Here is a 21975-nt window from a genome sequence, read left to right as displayed (position 1 = left end):
CCAAGAAAGTGATAAGAAGCGATGTGTAAAACCATAAATGAGGGAAAGATACGTTTCGCTTAGTGGACTATGTAGATCGGTGAGGGAGCAATTTTATTCTTTTACACTTAGGTTTCGATGCTTACTTTTTGTTTTTTTTTCATTACCTGTGTCTTTTATTATTAGTTGTAGGTCGTATATTTACCAAGAGATTTAAAAAACTACTATGCGGGTACATTTTATAGCTATAGGAGGGAGTGCAATGCATAACCTGGCTATTGCTTTACACCAAAAAGGATATCAGGTATCAGGAAGTGATGATGCCATTTTTGAACCTTCAAAATCAAGATTAGAACGACATGGGCTATTGCCTAATGAGCTTGGTTGGTTTGCAGAAAGAATAACTTCTGATCTTGATGCTATTATTTTGGGAATGCATGCTAAACAGGATAATGTAGAATTACTTAAAGCCCAAGAGTTAGGTTTGACTATTTATTCTTATCCTGAGTTTTTATATGAGCAGTCTAAAAACAAAACTCGTGTTGTTATTGGTGGTTCTCATGGTAAAACTACGATTACATCTATGATTTTGCATGTATTGCATTATCATGAAAAAGAAGTAGATTATATGGTAGGCGCGCAATTAGATGGTTTTGATACTATGGTACATCTCACAGAAGAAAATGACTTCATGGTATTAGAAGGAGATGAATATCTTTCGTCTCCAATTGATCGCAGGCCAAAATTTCATCTTTATCAACCAAATATTGCTTTGGTGAGTGGTATAGCTTGGGATCATATTAATGTATTCCCGACATATGAGAACTATGTAAAGCAATTTGAAGTTTTTATGAGTTCTATAGTAAATGGAGGAGCCTTAGTGTACAATGAGGAGGACAATGAAGTGAAAAATCTGGCCGAACAAACTGAAAACCCGATTCGAAAATTTGCGTATACGACTCCAAAATATAGAATAGAAAACGGGAAAACAATGCTAGATACCCCGGAAGGTGAAATGCCAATAGAAATATTTGGAGGACACAATCTAAGTAATTTGGCAGGAGCAAAGTGGATTTGTCAACATATGGGCATTGACGAGGATGATTTTTATGAGGCCATTGCTTCTTTTAAAGGAGCGTCTAAACGATTAGAAAAAATTGCGGAAAATCAGACTACAGTGGCTTATAAAGACTTTGCGCATAGTCCATCCAAAGTTAAGGCAACAACAACGGCTGTAAAAGAACAGTACAAGGATAGAAATGTAATTGCTTGTCTAGAATTACATACATATAGTAGTCTTAATGCTGAATTTTTAAAAGAATATGAGGGTGCATTAAATGCCGCAGATAAAGCTGTGGTTTTTTATTCACCAGACGCGGTTAAAATAAAACAATTAGAAGAGGTTTCTGCAGATCAAATTGAAAAGGCTTTTAATCGTAAAGATCTTTTGATTTATACCAACCCAGAGGAGTTTCAGCACTATTTAAAACAAGAGAATTTTTCGAATGCTGTTTTGTTATTAATGAGTAGTGGTAACTATGGAGGTTTAAATTTTGATGAGGTAAAAAGTTGGTTTTAACCTATATTTCTATCAAAGTATACATTAGAGATGCCTCTTAAAAATATCATTTACAAAATCAGCAACACTTTTCTGATTATTTAAAATGAGTTCTTGCTTTGCGTTTTCGATATCTGTAGGTACTTTGTCTTGGCTTAGTTTAAATTTTCCTTCCCATTGTTCGACCTCAATTTCAAAACAATGAATGTAAGGAAGTAAACGATCCATTCTTTGATCGTTTATATCTAGGGTAAACTTATGATCTGGATTTTCTAGAAATTCGGTCATTGTAACCATAGATTGTTTTATAGTAATCGGGTCTTTTATTTGATTTACCTTTCCGATCGCATGTGTAATAATATAATTCCATGTGGGCAGCTGCTTTGTAGAGTAAATAGAAGGAGAAATATAGGTTTGAGGTCCCTGGAAAACACTAGTGATAGAATGGTTGTCTTTTAAAAACTGAGTGTGCGGGTTATTCGCATCAATATGTCCAACAAGTTTTTTTCCATGAAAAATTAACGGAGCATGAGTAATAAAAGGAATGCTATTATTCGCAGATATTAATGTAGCAAAAGGATATGCCTTAGCTACTTCTTTAATATTATCAATGTTGTAATCTTGATGGTGTTTTGGTGGATACACTAATATTATGCTTTAAATTGTTGAAGATGATGGTCAAGGTGTTTGTATTGCATTTTTCCCCATTGATCTTGGGAAAATTTTCCAAACATGGGATGAGGAGCCCATTCTTTTTGATCTCGTTTATTAGAGAACTCTGATACCAAATCTAATAATTCTTGTTTTTCTTTTTCAAATTCTTTTTGATCAACTACTCTTAGTTTGGAATGAGTAGGTAAGTTTTTTCTCCAAGGTTTGTCATTATACATAGATTTCTTGAAAAAGAGTTTAGCCAAAAAATTAGGTTTAAGTTCTGGGTGCTCTTTTTGCATAGCTATCTTTAAAGGAAATTGACAATGATAAAACATCTGAGACGCATTCATCTTTCCCCAAGAAGGATTACTGGAGTCTGAAACTTTGTTAATTCTATCCGCTATTTCCTGTAAGGTTGATTCTTCGAATAAGGATTTCATGAAAAGAGGTTTTTGGATGGATAATATCAAAAATAAGATATTATTTTATATAAAATAAAAAAGGCAGCCCATAAGAGCTGCCTTTACATATATATTGTATATAATTAACCTACTTCATCAAAGAATAGACTTAAAAACCCATCTAAATCATCATTACTAGCGATATCTTTAGGTGTTCCTAAATTTATCATTAATGGTTGATCTTTTATTGTACCTCTTAAGAAGTACTGATAGGTTGTACCCATTTTAAATTTATATCCTTTTAACTGAGAGCCAAAAGAAGTAAAAGTTACTTCTGTTTTAGAAGAATTACTTTCTGCAAAAGCACTAATTGTAGCTTCAAAAACAGCAGATAACATATCATCAGTATAGTAATCCCATTTTATTGATGTTCCATTACAAGCCTGTAATTCATACTCAGATTGAGCTTCACATCCACGAGGCACTTGTATGTTATTTCCTACTAAATTCAAAAAGGAAACCTTCTTATCCTGTCCGTAAAAACTTAAAGTTGATAGAAGTAAAACGATAGTAAAAATATTCTTCATAAATAGGTTAATTTGAAGGTGTTAAATTATTCATTTTTAGATTAAGGGTGCCCAAATATAGTAAAACTTTCATTTTCAAACAAATATATACTGGATTTCTTGAAGGATAATTAAAAACAAGATGCTTCTTTTATTAGATTAATAATGCAATAATCTGTTGTATTTGAGATAAATAGTTTATACTTACTAATAGAAATATTTTTTTCGATTTAATCATAAAAGTTAATAAATGAACGAGCAAAACTCTTCTTTTTCTATCAAGGAATGGAATGAAAATGATCGTCCAAGGGAGAAATTAATCGTCAAAGGGAAAAATTCTTTAAGTGATGCAGAATTAATAGCTGTACTTGTAGGGTCGGGTAATCGAAATGAGAGTGCAGTAGCATTAAGTAAAAGAATTTTGGCAAGTGTTGATCATGACATTAATAAACTAGGGAGACTATCAGTAAAACAACTAATGACTTTTAAAGGTATTGGAGAGGCAAAAGCTGTATCTATAGTTGCGGGCTTAGAATTAGGACGAAGAAGAAAAGAAGATATAACACCAATACCTAAAATAAATAGTAGTAAAGATGCGTACCAATTATTCGATCTTGTTATTGGGGATTTAGAACATGAAGAGTTTTGGGTTTTGTATCTTAACAATGCTAACAAAGTGCTTCAACAAAAACAAATAAGCGTTGGCGGAAAGACAGGAACATTGGTTGATGTTAGAGTGGTTTTTCGAAATGCTTTAGAGTATGGGGCTACCAGTATGATTATTGCTCATAATCATCCAAGCGGTTCTGTGCAACCCAGTACATCCGATAAAGAGTTAACACAAAAACTGAAACAAGCAGGGGTAAGTTTAGATATTAAAGTATTGGATCACCTTATTATTGGAGAAAAAAGCTATTTTAGCTTTGCAGACGAATCGATATTATAAATAAAAAAGGGCATCTTATTATTGTTATAAATCTAATCTGTAATTAGAAATATGTTATTAATACATACACAAAAAGTAACACCAAGAGTATCCTATACTTTTAAGCAGATTTGTAAACGTATTTTGGGTTTGGATGTTGATTTAACGTCTAAAATAGAAACATTTATTGCTCATGACGGACCCAAATTTTCTTATGGAAAGCAACCATTGGGAAAGGAATTGTATTTTCAGAGTGTTGATTTACTTTTTGAACATGGATTAAATGATGTTGATGTGCAAGTATCTTCTTGGGAAGATACCAAATGTTTTTTTGAAGTAAAACAAGAAGTTTCGGCATTACCTTTTGATATTTTCGCTGCTTCGTTTTACCTGCTTACTAGGTACGAGGAATATATGCCGCATGTTAAAGATGTCATGGGTAGATTTCCGGCTATAGAAAGCGTTGCTTATAAGCATGATTTCTTGCAATTCCCTGTTATTGATGTATGGGCTTCCAAATTCATGAAAATTCTTTTAGAAAAATATCCAAATCTTCAGTTTGGAGAAAGAAAATTTTCGATAATGCCTGTTGTGTCTGTTAGTGAGACCTTTGCGTATAAAAACAAAGGAATATTACGTTCTATTGGAGGAGGTGTACGTGATTTGTGGAGTTTGAAATTGGATGAGTTTACAGATAGATTTAAAACCTTACTGGGATTGAAAAGGGATCCTTATGATGTTTTTGATTTTATCATTGAACTTCAGAAAAAAAAGAAAAGAAAAGCTAAAGTTTTATTCGGGATTGGGGATTATTCTAATTACGAAAAAAATATAGGATACAACAAACCCCAGCACCGCACCGTTATAAAACATATAGGAGATTATGTTGATGTAGGTTTGAAAGCATCTTATGAGGCAGTATGTGAGTTGCCCATCTTAAAAAAGGAAAAGGAAAGAATTGAAGGCATTTTGAATAGAAGATTGAAATATTCAATGTGTTCTTTTTTTAAAATAAAACTACCAGAGGCTTATCGTAATTTTGTTGAACTTGAGATAGGAGAGGATTACTCTATGGGATATTCAAAGTATTCTGGTTTTAGGGCGGGTACTTGCACTCCCTTTATGTTTTATGATTTGGATTATGAAGTACAAACGCCTTTGATGGTATATCCTTTTTGCTTTGCTAATTTGGGTCAAAGAGAAGATATGGATACAGAAAGAGAGGTTAGAAATGAGCTTATTGCATATATGGATAGGGTTAAAGAGGTTAAAGGAACTTTTATCCCTGTGTTTAGTAATACTGTATTTAGCGATATTCACCATCAGTCATTTTGGAAATCAATTTTTAACTTTATTTGGAATATAGATAATGAATAATGTAATAAAGCATATTTTTTTTGATCTAGATCATACACTTTGGGATTTTGATAAAAACTCTTCATTAGCGTTTGAGATGGTTTTTAATAAGTTTCAGATAAATCGTGAAATAGATTCTTTTCTAGAAGTTTATCAACCTATCAATATGAAATATTGGAAACTTTACAGAGAAGAAAAAGTAAGTAAAAAAGAACTCAGAAGAGGTCGACTAATAGATGCTTTTACAGCTCTTGATACTCAATTCTCTTTAGAAATCATAGATCAAATGTCTGAGGATTATATTTCTTTTTTACCTCTTAACAATTATTTGATTGAGGGAGCGAAAGATTTATTAGAGTATCTAAAACCAAAATATGAAATGCATATTATTACCAATGGTTTTAGAGAAGTACAGCAAAATAAATTGTCTAATTCTGAGATAAAAGAATATTTTAAGACGATCACTAATAGTGAAGAAGTAGGAGTAAAAAAACCAAACCCTATTATTTTTGAACATGCTATGAAGGTTTCAGGGGCTGAAACGGGTAATAGTATAATGATAGGAGATAATTATGAGGCGGATATTTTGGGAGCAGAGGCATTAGGTCTAAGAACTATTTGTTTTAATTATCATAATGAAAAGTTACCGTTACGAAATGTTCAAGTTTCACAACTAAAAAATATTAAAAAACATTTGTAGAAATAAATATTTGTATTTTAGTCTACTATAAATCATTTGCCCCTATGATGAAAACAAAAAAGTTTTATGTAATGCTATACATTTTTTGTGTAGCATTGATATCGGGTTCTTGCGTAAAAGATGTGGATTTTGATCAGGTCGAAGATGTAGTACTTACACCTGTTTTTGAAGTTGATTTCATTTTTTCAAGGTTTGATACTAGTCAGTTTATTGATCCTGATTTGGATCCTTCTATCATAATTCCAGAAGTTGTAGTGAACGACACGTTAAACTATGATCTTTTAGGAACGGACTTTGTTGTAGATAACTTAGATCGCGTTGAGTTAACTTTTGAATTTCGTAACACCATCCAAAGAAGTTTTGATTTTGATTTTGGCTTCCTGAATTCGGGAGGTCAGCGTATTGGTCCTTCGTTTAGCATTACTGCCGAATCGGGGAACGGCCCGGGAACAGAACCTGTAGTGACTACAGAGATTATCGTTTTGGATAATGCTACTATTAATGTGTTGGGAGATGCGAATAGATTAGTGTCATCTATTAGAGTTCAAAATGTAAATAGTGGTTTACTAGGAGTTTTAGAATTAAGATCTAAAGGAACCTATTTTATTAATTACGAATTATGAGAGCAGTTATATATTTGAGTATATTCTTATGGGGCTCTTGTGTGTATTCGCAAAATAAAGAAACGCTATACGACTTCACCGACCTACCGCAATCATTGATGAGTAACCCTGGAGCAGATATTAAGTTTAAACGTCATTTGGGAGTGCCGTTTTTATCACAGTTTCATACAAATGTTGGGCTACGAGGTGCTACGCTTTTTGATGTTTTTGCTGATGATGGAAGGAGTATTAATGAAAAAATAGAAACTACATTAAATAAACTTACTAGTAATGATTATTTAACTCTTACTCAGCAACTAGAAGTGGTTAATTTTGGTTGGAAGAGTAAAAAACATCGGGATGTATATTTTTCGGGTGGAGTATATCAAGAATTAGATCTCATAGGATATTTTCCTAAAGATTTTGCTGTTCTGGCATATCAAGGTAATCGTGATTTTATTAATCAACCTTTTCGATTTTCGAACATTAGTGCATCAGGAGAATTGTTGATGGTGTATCATTTTGGATATAATAAAAAAGTAAATAAAAAATTAACTTTTGGAGCAAGAGCAAAACTATACTCTAGTTTGTTTCATGCTAGAACTGCTCGTAATAGCGGTACTTTTACAACTGTAGAAACCCCACAAGGAAATAATATTTACCAGCATATTGTGAGTAATGCCAATGTAACTTTAAGAACGGCTGGTTATGCATCTCTTAGAGATATTGCAGATAATACTGATGCTCAACAGGGTAAAGAGATTGTAAATAAATTAATAGGAAGAGCGCTCCTTGGTGGTAACTTAGGAGTTGGAGTTGATATAGGTGTTACTCATAAGATTAATGAACAGTTAAATTTAACAGGTAGTGTTAATGACCTCGGAGTTATTTTTTATACAAATGATGTAGAAACCTATCGAGCACGAGGGAATTATGTTTTTGAGGGTTTCGAAACTCCAATTCAGTTTTCTGGAGCAGAATCTCAAGATTTTCTGGATGAATTAGAAGAAGCCATTCCGTTGGATACATTAAGTACAAGTTATATTACAATGAGGCCCTTAAAGTTAAATGGTTCACTTAGATACTCTTTTAACCAATACGACGATGGCACATGCTATAATTGTATAGAAGGAGAGGACCCTCCTTATTTAGATGCACTGGGAGTCCAGGTATTTATGCAGTTTAGGCCTAAAAGGCCACAATATGCAGCCTCACTTTTTTACTACAAACGGTTATCTAAGTTTTTGAGAACAAAAGTAACGTATACTGTAGATGATTATTCTTATTATAATGTAGGGTTTTTGTTATCTACCCATATTGATAAAATAAATTTTTATATTTCGGCTAATAATCTATTTGATTATACTAACCTTGCAAAGGCTAATGGGGCTACAGTTCAACTAGGTTTTAATATTATAATGTGATGAATATGTTACGCAATTTATTTTTAGGGATTATTTTGTTTTCAATAGGTAGTATCAATGCTCAAAAGAGTATACATGATTATAAGTATGTTATTGTGCCTAAAAGCTATGAGTTTCTTAAAGGTAATGATGCATATCAATTAAATTCACTTACTAAGTTTTTGTTTAATAAATATGGTTTTAGGGCCGTAATGCAAGGAGAAAACCTGCCTGAAGATCTTGCGGCAAATGGTTGTATGGGTTTGCAAGCTGATGTGAAAAAAGATTCAGGACTTTTTATAACAAGACTTTTTGTGAGTTTGACAGATTGTAATGGGAATGAGGTTTTTATATCTGAAAAAGGACAAAGTAAAGAAAAGGAATATAAGTTAGCGTATCACGAAGCTTTAAGAAATGCCTTTAAAAGTATTGAAGGGTTGAAATATAAGTATAACGAAAAGCAACTAAATACCGAGCCTTCTATAGAGAAAACATCGGTAGCAAGTCAAAAGGAAATTGCCGAACCATCAAAGAAAGTTGTTACGACAAAGGGTAATGAGCAGGTATCATCTAGTGGTAGTAGTACTACTACAGGGTCAGCAACATCAATATCGTATACATTAAATAGTAATAGGTATACGTTTAAGAAAACAGTATACGGGTTTGAAGTTTTTCAGAAAAAATCAAATCAAGACACTTCCTTAGGAAAAATCTACAAGATGGAAAGAGATAATAACTACCTGGTAACAGCTGGAGATTTAAGTGGAGGGGGTCATTTTGATGGATATGGAAATTTTGTGTTAGAAAGAGTAAATCCAGCAACAAATAAATTAATTAAAGACGTTTTGGCTAGACAATAATAAGAGGGCAACATAATTTATGTTCTCAATATCTAATATCCGTATTTATCTCCCCATCTAGATTTAAGAAAGTTTCTAAATGAATTCTCTCGTTGATTATCACCTGGTTCATATAATTTTGTATTTTTAATTTCATCTGGAAGAAACTCTTGATCTACAAAATTATTCTTGTGATTGTGGGAGTATTTGTAATCTTCGCCATACCCCAAGTCTTTCATTAGTTTAGTAGGAGCGTTTCTAATATGTAATGGAATTGATAAATCACCGGTTTGTTTTACTAGTTGTTGCGCTTTGTTTATGGCCATATAAGATGCATTACTTTTTTGAGAAGTAGCTAAATATACAGCACATTGACTTAATATAATTCGTGCTTCGGGGTATCCAATAGTGTTTACTGCCTGAAATGTATTATTTGCTAAGATTAGCGCCGTTGGATTTGCATTACCTATATCTTCAGAGGCCAATATGATCATTCTTCTGGCGATAAATTTTAAATCTTCTCCACCTTCAATCATTCTAGCTAACCAATATACGGCCGCATTAGGGTCACTACCTCTTACCGATTTTATAAAAGCAGAGATAATATCATAATGTTGTTCTCCAGTTTTGTCATAGCGAACAGTGTTTTGTTGCACTAGTTTCGAAACAAGATCATTAGTAATTACAATGGGGTCTTGATCTTGACCAGATACTATGAGTTCAAAAATGTTCAATAATTTACGAGCATCTCCACCGCTAAACCTTAATAGTGTTTCGGTTTCTTTTAAAACTATATTTTTGGACTTAAGTTCATCGTCTTCTTTCATAGCGCGATCCAATAGAGCCTCCAATTCCTCTTTGCCAAATGCATTTAAGACATATACTTGACAACGCGACAAAAGAGCAGGAATCACCTCAAAACTTGGGTTTTCTGTTGTAGCACCTATTAATGTTATCCAGCCTTTTTCAACAGCTCCTAATAAAGAATCTTGTTGAGATTTACTAAATCGATGAATTTCGTCAATAAATAATATTGGGTTTTTTGAGGTAAAAAGTCCACCACTTTGTTTTGCTTTTTCGATAACATCTCTTACCTCTTTTACACCGCTATTAATAGCGCTTAGCGTATAAAAGGGCCTTCCCGATTCTTTAGCAATAATATTTGCTAAGGTTGTCTTGCCTACTCCAGGAGGTCCCCAAAGAATTAATGAAGGAATGATTCCTTTTTTAATTTGTTGGGTTAGAGAACCGTCATTTCCAATCAAATGTTCCTGACTAAGATAAGCAGATAATGATTCTGGGCGAATCCTTTCTGCCAAAGGCCGATTTGTATTCATAGTTGCAAAGTTACGAAGCTTAAGATAATCATTGGTAAAAAAAAGAGTTTATCAAAAGAGTAATTATGTTCATAATTATTGATAGGACCTGCCATTTTAGCTGAATTTCAGGTTTTGGACTTTTTTTTGATATATTATTAAACCAATGAACGAAGAAAAAGATCTTTTTAAATTTAGTACAGGTGTTGTTGGATATCCACTGTTATTCATATTGTTAATCTGGATAGTATTTTGGTTTGAAGTACGTTTTGGATTTGATTTTAATAATTATGGAGTGTATCCTAGAACAATTATTGGGCTAAGAGGTGTATTGTTTTCTCCTTTTATACATGCCGATATTACTCATTTGTGGCATAATACATTACCATTGTTAATATTATCGATAGCCCTTTTTTATTTTTATAGACAAAATGCATGGAAAATATTGCTTGTAGGGGTTCTCTTAACGGGTTTGTCAACTTGGTTTTTTGGTCGTCCTGCAAATCATATTGGAGCAAGTGGGGTAGTATACCTTCTTTTTGGGTTCCTGTTTTTTAAAGGAATTATAGCTAGACATTTCAGATTAACGGCCTTATCTTTTGTAGTTGTGTTTATTTACGGGAGTATGGTTTTGTATGTGTTGCCTATTGATCCAAAAATATCTTGGGAAGGACATTTGTCTGGACTTGTTGTTGGTGCCTTATTGGCATTGATTATTAAAAAAGGGGTAGTTAAGCCAAAAAAATATCGATGGGAATCCCCTGATTATAACCCTGAAGATGATGAGTTTTTAAAACACTTTGATGAAAATGGTAATTTCATTGAAAATCTACCAGAAGAAGATATAGAGGTTATTTACGAGTATAAAGATGATAAAAAAGAAGAAGAAAACTAATTTATCCTTTTTACCATCACATAATCTATTTTATAGTCGTTGTCGAATAACTTCATATAATAAAGCGCCACAGGCTACAGAAACGTTTAAAGAGCCAATTTCGCCAAGCATAGGTAGTTTAGCTTGCTGATCAACTAACTTTAAAACAGAATTCGATATTCCTTTTCCTTCACTACCCATAATAATGGCAGAGGGAATAGTGGTGTCTACATTGTATATAGTATCTGATGCTTTTTCTGTAGCAGCGATAACTTGTATGCCAGAACCTTGTAGGTAAAACATAGCATCTTTAATGTGATCTACTTTACAAATAGGGATGTTAAATACGGCACCAGCAGAGGTTTTTATAGTATCGGCATTGACTGGAGCGCCTCCTTTTTTCTGAATTATAATACCATGAACCCCTGTGCATTCTGCAGTGCGTATGATGGCACCAAAATTGCGGACATCCGATAGTTGATCTAAAATTAAGAATAAAGGAACTTGACCTGATTCTATTACGTTAAGTACTAAATCCTCTAAATCATGAAATTCAATGGGGGATATGTAGGCTACAACACCTTGATGGTTTTTTCTGGTTAGTCTGTTTAGTTTTTCTACAGGCACATAAGAGAAAGAGATACTATTAGTTTTTAATAGACCCATAAGTTCTTTGGATAGATCTCCGTGTAACCCTTTTTGAATAAAAAGTTTATCGATGTTTTTACCAGAATTAATAGCTTCTATTACGGCTCTAATACCGAAAACTTGAGATTCGTTTTTCATTCTTAAATGTAATTTATATGTGTTTAATTGAATATGCTAGATCACGTTTGTAAACAATTGCAACCCTAGAATCCATGTAATAGCCGACAAATATAGGTATAAAAAAACATCCCTCTGAAATTTTCAGAGGGATGTCTATATTTATATAAAATGTTTATTACAACAACTCTAATCTTAGTTCTGGAAGAACATAGGAGTAGTTAATGCTTCAACAGCTGGAGCATTAGGGTTAGAAGTAACTTCACTTAATGGTATAGCATATCTGTTTATGTTACCTGTAAGAACAGTTCCTGTAATAGCTTCGTAAGCAGGGACTTGGTTTCTTCTAATAGTAGTCCAAGATTCTTGATGTCTCATGAAATCAGCAACATAATGCTCTTCATGAATTTTTGTTAATGCATCAGCTTGGCTATCTGCAGCAATAGAACCTCTAGCAGAAGCTAAATAAGTAGCTTTGTCAGCAGCAGGCACTTCATTTGCAAGACCATCATAACGACCTAAAGAAGTTGTGATACCAGCTTGATAGAAAGTGTCAGCAGCAGCTTGACCACCAGGGATCAATCCTAATAATGCAGCTTCAGCTAAATAGAAGTTAGTCTCAGGAGCAGTAGCATATCTGTCTGGTAACTCAGGACGGATAACGTCTAGAGATATCTGAGAGAACTGATCAGGATCTAAAATTAAAGAACCTTGAGGTTGACCTGCAAAACCACCAGCTGTGATTTCATCAAAATAAGCAGTTCTTCTAGGATCATTGTTATTGTTCATTAAAGTAACAAGAGTTGATCCACCAGAATAGAAGTCTTGGTCACCACCAGCAAACTGTACAATTAATGTATAGATTGGATTTTGGTTACCAGCAGCATCTAAATAATCAAGTTTAGCTTCATGCGAGTTTTCAGTAATCATTGGTTGTCCAACTAAAGCTTGTAATTGAGCTGTAACTGATGCAGGATCAACATTAGCAATTAACATAAGAGCTTTTAATTTGATAGAGTTTGCAAAACGTATCCAGCTTTGTCTGTCACCACCATAAATTAAATCACCACCATCTACGATATCAGTATCTGTAGTTAATTCAACAAGAGCTTCATCAATCAATGTAGCAACACCTCTTAACACATCTTCTTGGCTATCAAAATTCGGATTAGGGAATTCATCTACCTGAATTGCTTCACTAAATGGCATATCACCAAAAATAGTAGTACAATGTAAGAATGTAAAAGCTTCAAGAACTTTTGCTTGACCAATAATATTTCTAGCTGCTGGATTATTACGCTCAGTAAGAATTCTCATTTGCGCTAAGTTTCTTAAAGCAGTAGTATAACAACCAATCCAAATGTTATTAGTCGTGTTTGGACTAATCGTACCTCTTTCAGGGTTACGGAATACTCCAAAGTTAGCAGAGAAAGACCACTGTTGAGAGTGAGTACTCATTTGAAAAGACTCAACAGTTCTCGGTGCTGTAATACCACCTAATAAAATCTCTGGCATTAATAATGCTGGGTCTATTTCTAGAGCAGCAAGGGGATCAGAGTTGATACCTTCAATCGAATCCTCACATCCTGTAAAAAGGATCGCGGACATAACAACGAAAAGTACACTGATCTTATTTATAAGAATATTTTTCATTTTTTTCATTTTAAAAATTTGCTTGTATGTTAAATCCGAAACTTCTTGTAGTCGGTACACCACCTCTTTCAATTCCTTGTAGGTTACTTGCAGAACCTCCTAAACCAGCTTCTGGATCAATATGAGGTACATCAGTATTAAAAATTGCAAGGTTTCTACCTTCTAATGCAATTTGTAAAGATTTAATAGGTGTACTTTTAAGAATTTGTGCAGGGAATGTATATGCTAAACTAACTTCTCTCCATTTGATAAAAGTAGCATCAAAAACATTTCCTTCTACAACACTTGCATTTGAAAAACCACCCCAGTAGTCTTGAACACTACTAATAGGAGTTGTGTTTGGTGCAACAATTGTAGAACCATCAGGATTAACACCAGTTGAAACAAATGTATTTGGATCAACAAAAACTTCTCTGTTGTTAGCTCCAGTTTCTTCAGCTAAACCAGATCTTCTTAACTGTCCAACAGTGTTTGAAAATACCTTTCCACCTTCTCTGTAATCAAAAGTGGTAGATAATCTCCAATTTTTATATCTAAAAGTAGAAGTAAGACCCATAGTATAGTCAGGGAATATATCTCCTAATTCTGCAGATTGTCCAACTTGACGGATACCATTAGCATCAACCAATATTTGATCTTCAATATCATTTCCTTGCGCATCCACTGCTCTTAACCAACGTGGACCAAATAATTGAAGACTTTCTCCTTCAACTGCTCTAACAGCAATACCGTTAAATCCAGTAGCTAGGTTTAAAGCTCCTCCTGGTAAAGATCCAAGATCGTCTACTAAAAATTCGTTACTAGTAAAGTTGTAATCTACATCCCAGCTAAAGTCATCAGTTTGTATAACTTTTGCGTTTAATTGTAGTTCAACCCCTTTATTACTAATCTTACCTACATTAGTAAGGAATCCTGCAAAACCTGATGTTTGAGGTGTAGGAACCGTTACAATTTGATCTTCAGTAAAGTTTTCGTAATACGTAGCGTCGATAAATAGTCTATTGTTGAATAAACCTAATTCGATACCTACTTCAAAGTTTTCTTGATTTTCTGGCTTAAGATTTTGATCTGCCAAGTTTCCATCAGAGTTAAATGCTAACTGACCGTCAAATGGGAAAGTACCACCTTGACCAAATTGCTGGAAGAATTGAGTATCAGGATTAAACGTAAAATCTAAAAGGAAAGATGCTGTATCTACACCAACATTTGCCCAAGATCCTCTTAATTTACCATAACTTAAGAAATCACTCTGGATGTCTAAAGCATCAGAGAATACCCAACTTAAAGATACAGAAGGATAGAAGAAACTATTATTATCTAATGGTAATGTTGAAGACCAATCGTTACGACCAGTAACATTCAAGATTAACCAGTTTTTGTAGTCTAAAGTAATGTCTCCAAATGCACCAAAGATTCTTTGTAATCTAAAATCTTTGAAAACTGAATTTGTTTCAGCATTACCTGGATCAAATAATTCAGGAACTGTTAAGTTAGTAGCAGCATTTTGTAAACGATCGATAACTCTTTCATTCCATTGCATACCACCTCTTACTGTAAGATTAAATGCGTCAGAAAGAGATTTGTCATAAGTTGCAATAAGATCTAATGTTAATTCACGTCTTTTGATGAAATCATCTGTAAAACTACCACGTAAAGCACCAATCGTACCAATACTGTTCTGAATCAAACGTTGATCAGTAAATGTATCATAACCAGCTCTACCTAAAATATTGAAATTTTCTGTTGGGCTATATTGTAATGAAGCATTACCAAAGAAACGCTCTACTTGAGTTTCAGTTGCATTTTGACGTGCAATAAACAATGGGTTGTTTGATTGTCCACCTGGATCATTAATTTGATTTCCGAACTCATCTACATCTTGCTCAAATAAAGAGAAATCAGTAATTCTTGATAAACCATTAACGATATTAGTTAATACGTTAGGGTCATTCGCTCCTTGTGCAGCTGTACCTACTGTATTTGTTCTAACATAGTTTACGGTAAATCTTGAACTTAACTTATCATTAAATTCTTTACCAGAATTTAATCCAATATTTGTTCTATTTAAAGAAGAATTAGGGATGATACCTTGTACATCTGTATAGGCAACACTTAATCTGTAGTCATCTCCATTTTGACCTGCACCCGCAACAGTTAAACTGTTAATAGATGTAATACCAGTATCATAAAAATCTTCAACTCCATCTTCGAAAATTCTGAAAGGAGTATTGTTGTCCTGAAGGTTAACAAAAGTTTGACCTGCTAAAGATGGATCATCAATAGCTGGACCCCAACCTACAGTAGTTTGATCTCTTTCATTTTGAGTGAAATCGTATACTCCTTGATCACCAGAAACAAATCTATTCTGGAAATCAGGTAATCTTAAAGGAGAGTCAAAACGTAAGCTTGAATTAAAGCTAATGCTTGCTGCTTGTCCTTGTTTACCTTTTTTGGTAGTAATGATAATAACCCCTGAAGATGCTCTAGATCCGTATAATGCGGCAGCAGATGCTCCCTTAAGTACAGATATAGATTCTATATCATCTGGGTTGATATCTTGCGCTCTGTTTCCAAAGTCAAATCCACCAGTAATTCTTGATCCTGTTGCAATATTCGAGTTAGAAATTGGTACACCATCTACCACGAATAACGGCTGTTGGTTTCCTGTTAATGAGGAGACACCACGAATAAGGATTCTTGTAGAACCACCTACGTTACCACTCTGATTCTGGATAACAACACCTGAAGTTTTTCCTTGTAGAGCACCAAGTAAATTAGTTTCTCTAACTTCATTAAGGTCTTCAGATTTAATAGTAGATACTGCATAACCAAGAGATCTTGCTGAACGCTCGATACCTAATGCTGTTACTACTACTTCTTCAAGTTCTGAAGCCGACGCTGCTAGTTGAACACTAACATTGTCGCTATCACCTACTACAACTTCTTTTGTTGTGAAACCAACATAACTGAAACTTAATACAGCACCTTTGTTTGCAGCAATACTATAATTACCATCAAAATCGGTTTGTGTTCCTCCAGCTGTGTTTTTCACAACGATATTAACCCCTGGTAGCGGTAACCCTCTGTCGTCGGTTACATTACCTGAGATTGTTTTTTCTTGCGCAAAAGTAATTTGCACAACAAACGCCAAAAGTAGCGTTAAAATTCCACTAAACTTTGTTCTCATTTTACAATTTATTTGAATTAGCCAGCTCCAAAAATGATAATAATATCTTTATAAAACAACTTTTTACTATTAAAATTTGAATTATTGCTTTAACTGGATTAATTAATTGTAAACTCTTGCTAAAACGTTATAGTAGCGGGTTTTTGAAAAAAAGAATGTTTTTATTTTGCCAAATTAATAGTGTTTTTTTCTATCTCTGGGCGTGCATTTTGGTGAGCCTATAGGTGTGATTATTTCACTTAATTTTATGAATATCTGAAAATTAGATGCTTATTCAGGTTTTGTTTCATTGATTTGATACGACACAATACTGTCATTATTGCTTACTGCTATTAAAAATGTACTTGTATTATGTTTTAGAGTTTTAATACTTCGAAGTTCTTTCATTTGAATTGATAGCCCCTGATTAAAGGTTTTTATATAAGAAGGCGCATTATAAAGACTATCTTTTTTAACCATAAAACCATCGTTAGAACTAAAAACGCCGTGATAAGTGTTAAGACCATGAAAATTACCTCCTAGTAATAGTTGGTCATATTCTTGGGTTAAAAAATCATATTTCAGGAAACAAGTTATAGGTGATAGTTGCAAAGCATCCGGAAATAATCTAAATGTGTTGTAAGTTCCATTAATATTTTCGAGGTAACCACTGGCCAAAGTGTGTACTTCATATTTAATGATGTTTTTGCTATCTAAGATTTTTAAAATATCATCTATAGATTGATTAGCATAACTGTTATAGCTTTGATAACGTTTATTAATAATGTTTACTTGAGAAGATAATTCATCTTTTGAATGAACCGGGAAGTAATTACCATCTAAAGTATAGGTCAATATGGTTTCCTTTTTGTTGTTGTTATCGAAGTCTGCATAATGTAAGACTAGAGGAGAAGTTGGGGAGGCTTTAAATTTTGTATTCAATCCCCAGTTCCCCAGAACAATATCTTTATCTCCATCATAATCAATATCGTAATATGTAATAGATTGCCATAAACCTTTAATATTAGGTTTAATTAATGATTCCTTTAAGATTCCTCTATTATTTATGAAAATTCTTGGTTTATCCCATTCGGTTGCGATTAATAGATCTTTTATATTATCATTATTAATATCACTCCAAATGGCGTCGGTTACCATGGATTGAAGTAAAAAGTTATCATCTTTCTCAAATTTCCCTGAGCCATCATTGTTTAAAACATAAGAATTTACTCTTCGACCAAAAGTAATCGAATCTGATCTATTACCTATAAAGAGGTCAATATCTCCGTCTTGATCATAATCATAGGGTTTAATAATAGCAGTGTTGTTTTTGTTATTTGGGATAGCATTTTTAAGTTTTTTGAAATTCCCCTTGCCATCATTAATATATAGGCGATCATTTTGATATTCTTTGTTAATATTTGAAATGATTCCTGAAGCTACAAACAAATCTAAGTCATTATCATTATCGATATCCAGAAAAGTTGCATCCACATCTTCACTAATAGAGTCGTTCTTGAAAGCTGGAATATGTTTTTCTTTAAAAGTATGGTTATGCGATAAAAACAATTTTGACTTTTGTAATGAGGCACCTCCTATAAATATATCTTCTTTCCCATCATTATTTACATCTCCGATTGCAATAGCGGGACCCTGGGTAGAAACTTTATAAGGAATAAGTTTATCTACATCAAAATCATTATAGGAATCTTCATGATGTTTATAGGTTATTAAGTTCTTTTCTTCAAAAAGGAGTTGCTTTTTTGGAAGGTTATAACGGAAAGCTTTTGTTTTAGTCGAGTCGTAGTTAACGTGTACTTTTTTGATTTCATTTTTTGGCACAATGGTTTGTGCAAAGTTGTCCGGCCAAATAACTTTAATAGAATCTATAACTTTAATTTGCCCTATACCAAAATGCAATATAGGTTCTGTTGCAGAGATGAACCCTCTGGATGTAAACAATTGTTTAGATTGAATTTTTCCATCCGAATAAACATGTACTTTTGATCCTATTCCGTGTACATTCGATTTTTTATAATTCAACTTCACTGAAAGATTAGAGTTATTGGTAGATATATTCGATTTGTTTTCGAAAATTGAACTGTAATCATTTAGGTTATTAATAATTAGATCTAGATCTCCGTCTAGATCCAAGTCGGCATAGGTTGCTCCATTAGAAAGAGTAGGAGAGTCTTCGATCCAATCACCAGTTTTATTGGTGAAGGTTTTAGAATTTCCTTCAAAAATATGATTAGGAACTTTGCCGGAAGGCATTACTCCTAGAGAATTAATTAGCCAGTCATCCTTGGTTTTGTTTTGAGATTTATTTTTAAATGAGTTGGACATGTATCTCATAAAATCAAGGTTATTAGGCCTTTTGTATATTCCATTAGTAATAAAAACATCCTGGTTGCCATCCATATTGTAATCGGCAATTAAGGGGGCCCAACTCCAATCAGTAGCTGCAATATTGTTGAATAAACCAGTTTCGGTAAAATATTCACCACGATTATTTACCTGAAACATGTTTCGTGCATATTGTTTTTGATATCCCTGACTAATAAGAAAATCTTGAGTTTTGTATGATACATCCCCGTCAGATTCCTTTAATACTTTCTCACTATAAGGTAACATGTCTAATGTGATAAGATCTTGATATCCATCACCATTTATGTCGGCAGCGTCACTTCCCATAGAGAAGCGACTGGTATAAGCAAAACTTTTAGACAATTGTTCTTTAAATGTGCCATCTTGATTATTGATATAGTAATAATCATCTTCATGAAAATCATTACAAACATAAATGTCGTCCCACCCATCGTTATTAAAGTCGGCAATAGAAGCACTTAATCCATATCCATTTGCTCCACCATGTATTTTAGCTTCAAGACTAACATCTGTGTATTTAGAATTCTCATTTTTCAAAAGGACATCTCCAACAAAATTTGTTCTTTTCTTTCTTATATATGAAGGACCATGAGAGGTTTTAGTGTGTAACGCATGATTAACCAAATAAACATCTAAATCGTCGTCTTTGTCATAATCAAAAAAATATGCTTGTGTTGCATAGCCCCTATAATCTAATCCGTACTTTGCTGATTCTTCACTAAAAGTCCCATCACCATTATTTATGAATAATTCATTATGTCCTTCAAACCCTAATATGTTTATTACGGCACACACATATATGTCTAGATATCCATCATTATTGATATCGACCATTGTTACTCCAGTATTCCAGTCAGAATTACCGCCAGTTTTTGAGGTGTTGGTAATATCTTTAAATTTTAGATTGCCTTGATTTAAGTATAATTTGTTTTCACCTCTATTAGAAACAAAATAAATATCAGGTAGCTCATCATTATTGATATCCCCTACGGCAACACCTCCACCATTATAGTAGTATAAATAATTAACTATATTATATTCTTTGTCTTCTTGGATAAGATTTTTAAAATTAATTCCTGTAGATTCTGGATTTAATTTTGAAAACAGATATGAATCAGATTGTGTTTCTTCTTTTGAGCATGCTACTAAAGCAAGAACAAAAAGAACTTTAAAGATATTATTCATTGGATAAATGTAAAAAAGAGGTTACTAATTAGCAACCTCTTTTTTGTTTTGATATTATTTTAAATATTAATTAGGAGTTGGAGAAACAGGATTGAAATCTGTTTCGAATGCTGGCACTGGCCAATATTCTAAATATCCATAATTAATAGTAGCATTAGTGTTTAAGTTTCCGTCTTGATCAAGTACCCAAGCACCTGTTCTAGATCCAGCAGCAACTCCATAACGACGGGCGTCATAGAAAGCAACGGCTCTAAAAAGTAGAGCTAAACGACGCTCTTTTCTGATTTCTTCTAGTGCATCAGCTTGTGATAATCCAGTTCCTACTGTTGCAGCAAGACCCGATCCTTGAAAAGTTCTAACAGCATCCAAGTGTGCTAAACCACCTTCGATATCGTTAGTTCTTACTTTAGCTTCAGCTAGTATTAATTGATTTTCTTCAAAAGTTCCAGCGTAATACATAGTTGTTGCTAAAGCGGTTGAAGAAACAATTGGTGTATTGTCATTCCAGAATCTAGAAGCTCCATATTGTATTCCTCTACCTCTTGGATTTGGGAAGTCAAAATCAGGTTCAAAATATAAATCTAATCTTACATCTCCAGGGTTAATGTCTTGAATCAAACGCTCACTAGGGAAATACCAGAAACCTGTTACTTGTCCAGGTAACCAGTTGTTGTCTATGAATGAAGATTCTGATTGCATGGTAAATGCATTAGAATTAGCAGAAACTCCATCATTTGCAAGTGTGATTATCTGATTCCAATCTCCTGCGGTCATATCGGCAACTTTAGTATTGTATACTAAATTACGAACTCGTAAAGAATTGATGTTTTCTAATAATCCAGCTAGGTTAACCTTAGCGGTAAGATAAGCAAGTTGTAAACTAGTAAATCTACTATTAAACGCAGTAGCATCTCCTACACTATTTAAAAGAGTTTCTAACTCAGTCAATAATGCATTAGATTTGTTGATTAATTCTGTTCTAGAAACAAAATCAGTACTTGGTTCTGATGTTGGATTAGTTAATAATCCCTTGTCATTAATCAAACCTTGTTCATACATAGAGCCTAATCTATTATATCCATATGCTCTCCACCATAATGACCATGCTCTAAATGCATCTTTAGTATTGTCATCTGCTTCAAGATCGGCTAAAGCTTCTGATATAGTATTACATTGTACAATAACACTATACATATCTCTCCACTCATATTGCGTTGGATTGTCACTACCAGCTGCTCTTGTATTTCTAATAGCAATTTCTCCTGGTTGTGGTCCACCTGCAGGCGGATTAACAACTGTACCATCATCCAAAATCACAGATTCTGTTTGATTTATCCATCTGTTTGCAAAATTACCCCAAGGTGTTGCTAAGGCATCTCCCATTGATTCATGATAGCCATAAGTAAAGAAAAGCATAGGGCTTTCAAGCTCTGGTCCTACAGATTCAAAAACATCATCTGATGCTATAAAATCGTATATTCCTTTAGAGAAGGTGGTCAATCCGTCTACATTACCTAAAGAGGCAACAGAAGGAAGGTTATTATCTACAGGGTCTATGTCGGTATCTAAAATGTTATCTTGACAAGAGACCACAAACGATAGCATTATAAGAAATGCTGCTTTGTTAAATAAACTTTTCATAGTC

General features: G+C 33.5%; 17 protein-coding genes. 8 read left to right on the top strand and 9 right to left on the bottom strand.

Annotation, left to right across the window (positions count from 1 at the left end; all coding sequences use genetic code 11):
• Window positions 1-205 precede the first annotated feature (205 nt).
• Window positions 206-1558 (top strand): UDP-N-acetylmuramate--L-alanine ligase, encoded by a 1353-nt coding sequence (gene murC, locus DK508_RS04345; RefSeq protein ID WP_109299510.1) that lies wholly within the window; start codon window positions 206-208, stop codon window positions 1556-1558.
• A gap of 24 nt (window positions 1559-1582) precedes the next feature.
• Here the strand turns inward: murC and DK508_RS04340 are convergent, their stop codons facing one another.
• From DK508_RS04340 to DK508_RS04330, 3 genes are all read right to left on the bottom strand, one after another.
• Entirely contained in the window at window positions 1583-2182 is a 600-nt protein-coding gene (locus DK508_RS04340) for an FMN-binding negative transcriptional regulator (protein ID WP_109299509.1), read from the bottom strand.
• A 5-nt stretch (window positions 2183-2187) separates the two neighbouring features.
• Entirely contained in the window at window positions 2188-2631 is a 444-nt protein-coding gene (locus tag DK508_RS04335) for a DUF1569 domain-containing protein (RefSeq protein ID WP_109299508.1), read from the bottom strand.
• 104 nt (window positions 2632-2735) lie between these two features.
• Complete coding sequence (locus tag DK508_RS04330) at window positions 2736-3179, bottom strand: hypothetical protein (protein WP_109299507.1); 444 nt, start codon at window positions 3177-3179, stop codon at window positions 2736-2738.
• 229 nt (window positions 3180-3408) lie between these two features.
• On the opposite strand from DK508_RS04330, the gene radC reads away from it, so the two are divergent.
• Genes radC through DK508_RS04300 form a run of 6 tightly spaced genes read left to right on the top strand, consistent with a single transcriptional unit; the run spans window position 3409 to window position 9004 of the window.
• Window positions 3409-4104 (top strand): DNA repair protein RadC, encoded by a 696-nt coding sequence (gene radC, locus DK508_RS04325; protein WP_109299506.1) that lies wholly within the window; start codon window positions 3409-3411, stop codon window positions 4102-4104.
• Window positions 4105-4155: 51 nt separating this feature from the next.
• Window positions 4156-5460 carry a polysaccharide deacetylase family protein gene (locus tag DK508_RS04320; protein ID WP_109299505.1) on the top strand — a complete coding sequence of 435 codons (1305 nt, stop codon included), beginning with the start codon at window positions 4156-4158 and terminating at the stop codon, window positions 5458-5460.
• Window positions 5453-6139, top strand: a complete 687-nt coding sequence (locus tag DK508_RS04315; protein WP_109299504.1) for a YjjG family noncanonical pyrimidine nucleotidase — start codon at window positions 5453-5455, stop codon at window positions 6137-6139. The genes DK508_RS04320 and DK508_RS04315 overlap by 8 nt, the downstream gene beginning before the upstream one ends.
• A gap of 44 nt (window positions 6140-6183) precedes the next feature.
• Window positions 6184-6762, top strand: a complete 579-nt coding sequence (locus DK508_RS04310; protein WP_160114559.1) for a hypothetical protein — start codon at window positions 6184-6186, stop codon at window positions 6760-6762.
• Window positions 6759-8165 carry a DUF5723 family protein gene (locus DK508_RS04305; protein WP_109299502.1) on the top strand — a complete coding sequence of 469 codons (1407 nt, stop codon included), beginning with the start codon at window positions 6759-6761 and terminating at the stop codon, window positions 8163-8165. The genes DK508_RS04310 and DK508_RS04305 overlap by 4 nt, the downstream gene beginning before the upstream one ends.
• A 5-nt stretch (window positions 8166-8170) precedes the next feature.
• Window positions 8171-9004 (top strand): hypothetical protein, encoded by an 834-nt coding sequence (locus DK508_RS04300; RefSeq protein WP_160114558.1) that lies wholly within the window; start codon window positions 8171-8173, stop codon window positions 9002-9004.
• Window positions 9005-9036: 32 nt separating this feature from the next.
• Here DK508_RS04300 and DK508_RS04295 read toward each other — a convergent pair whose 3' ends face one another.
• Window positions 9037-10320, bottom strand: a complete 1284-nt coding sequence (locus DK508_RS04295) for a replication-associated recombination protein A (RefSeq protein WP_109299500.1) — start codon at window positions 10318-10320, stop codon at window positions 9037-9039.
• A 145-nt stretch (window positions 10321-10465) separates the two neighbouring features.
• On the opposite strand from DK508_RS04295, the gene DK508_RS04290 reads away from it, so the two are divergent.
• Entirely contained in the window at window positions 10466-11194 is a 729-nt protein-coding gene (locus tag DK508_RS04290) for a rhomboid family intramembrane serine protease (protein ID WP_109299499.1), read from the top strand.
• A 30-nt stretch (window positions 11195-11224) separates the two neighbouring features.
• Here the strand turns inward: DK508_RS04290 and rlmB are convergent, their stop codons facing one another.
• The 5 genes from rlmB to DK508_RS04265 form a co-directional block, all read right to left on the bottom strand.
• Complete coding sequence (gene rlmB, locus DK508_RS04285; RefSeq protein WP_109299498.1) at window positions 11225-11959, bottom strand: 23S rRNA (guanosine(2251)-2'-O)-methyltransferase RlmB; 735 nt, start codon at window positions 11957-11959, stop codon at window positions 11225-11227.
• Window positions 11960-12133: 174 nt separating this feature from the next.
• Window positions 12134-13591: a SusD/RagB family nutrient-binding outer membrane lipoprotein gene (locus DK508_RS04280; protein WP_160114557.1), complete on the bottom strand. Its 1458-nt coding sequence runs from the start codon at window positions 13589-13591 to the stop codon at window positions 12134-12136.
• A 10-nt stretch (window positions 13592-13601) separates the two neighbouring features.
• Complete coding sequence (locus DK508_RS04275; RefSeq protein WP_109299496.1) at window positions 13602-16778, bottom strand: SusC/RagA family TonB-linked outer membrane protein; 3177 nt, start codon at window positions 16776-16778, stop codon at window positions 13602-13604.
• A 270-nt stretch (window positions 16779-17048) separates the two neighbouring features.
• The gene (locus DK508_RS04270; protein ID WP_109299495.1) at window positions 17049-20330 is read right to left on the bottom strand and encodes a VCBS repeat-containing protein; all 3282 of its coding nucleotides are present in this window, start codon (window positions 20328-20330) and stop codon (window positions 17049-17051) included.
• Between the two features lie 66 nt (window positions 20331-20396).
• The gene (locus DK508_RS04265) at window positions 20397-21971 is read right to left on the bottom strand and encodes a RagB/SusD family nutrient uptake outer membrane protein (protein ID WP_109299494.1); all 1575 of its coding nucleotides are present in this window, start codon (window positions 21969-21971) and stop codon (window positions 20397-20399) included.
• Window positions 21972-21975 lie beyond the last annotated feature (4 nt).

Source organism: Aquimarina sp. AU474 (assembly GCF_900312815.1).
Taxonomy (GTDB): Bacteria; Bacteroidota; Bacteroidia; order Flavobacteriales; family Flavobacteriaceae; genus Aquimarina.
The sequence above is the reverse complement of the archived record's forward strand: the minus strand, read 5'-3'. Positions and strand labels throughout refer to the sequence as shown.

Excerpts from the sequence above, each read along its gene's own strand:
- murC (WP_109299510.1), top strand. The coding sequence starts at position 206 with ATGCGGGTACATTTTATAGCTATAGGAGGGAGTGCAATGCATAACCTG.
- DK508_RS04335 (WP_109299508.1), bottom strand. The coding sequence starts at position 2,631 with ATGAAATCCTTATTCGAAGAATCAACCTTACAGGAAATAGCGGATAGA.
- DK508_RS04330 (WP_109299507.1), bottom strand. The coding sequence starts at position 3,179 with ATGAAGAATATTTTTACTATCGTTTTACTTCTATCAACTTTAAGTTTT.
- radC (WP_109299506.1), top strand. The coding sequence starts at position 3,409 with ATGAACGAGCAAAACTCTTCTTTTTCTATCAAGGAATGGAATGAAAAT.
- DK508_RS04320 (WP_109299505.1), top strand. The coding sequence starts at position 4,156 with ATGTTATTAATACATACACAAAAAGTAACACCAAGAGTATCCTATACT.
- DK508_RS04315 (WP_109299504.1), top strand. The coding sequence starts at position 5,453 with ATGAATAATGTAATAAAGCATATTTTTTTTGATCTAGATCATACACTT.
- DK508_RS04310 (WP_160114559.1), top strand. The coding sequence starts at position 6,184 with ATGATGAAAACAAAAAAGTTTTATGTAATGCTATACATTTTTTGTGTA.
- DK508_RS04305 (WP_109299502.1), top strand. The coding sequence starts at position 6,759 with ATGAGAGCAGTTATATATTTGAGTATATTCTTATGGGGCTCTTGTGTG.
- DK508_RS04300 (WP_160114558.1), top strand. The coding sequence starts at position 8,171 with ATGTTACGCAATTTATTTTTAGGGATTATTTTGTTTTCAATAGGTAGT.
- DK508_RS04295 (WP_109299500.1), bottom strand. The coding sequence starts at position 10,320 with ATGAATACAAATCGGCCTTTGGCAGAAAGGATTCGCCCAGAATCATTA.
- DK508_RS04290 (WP_109299499.1), top strand. The coding sequence starts at position 10,466 with ATGAACGAAGAAAAAGATCTTTTTAAATTTAGTACAGGTGTTGTTGGA.
- rlmB (WP_109299498.1), bottom strand. The coding sequence starts at position 11,959 with ATGAAAAACGAATCTCAAGTTTTCGGTATTAGAGCCGTAATAGAAGCT.
- DK508_RS04280 (WP_160114557.1), bottom strand. The coding sequence starts at position 13,591 with ATGAAAAATATTCTTATAAATAAGATCAGTGTACTTTTCGTTGTTATG.
- DK508_RS04275 (WP_109299496.1), bottom strand. The coding sequence starts at position 16,778 with ATGAGAACAAAGTTTAGTGGAATTTTAACGCTACTTTTGGCGTTTGTT.
- DK508_RS04270 (WP_109299495.1), bottom strand. The coding sequence starts at position 20,330 with ATGAATAATATCTTTAAAGTTCTTTTTGTTCTTGCTTTAGTAGCATGC.
- DK508_RS04265 (WP_109299494.1), bottom strand. The coding sequence starts at position 21,971 with ATGAAAAGTTTATTTAACAAAGCAGCATTTCTTATAATGCTATCGTTT.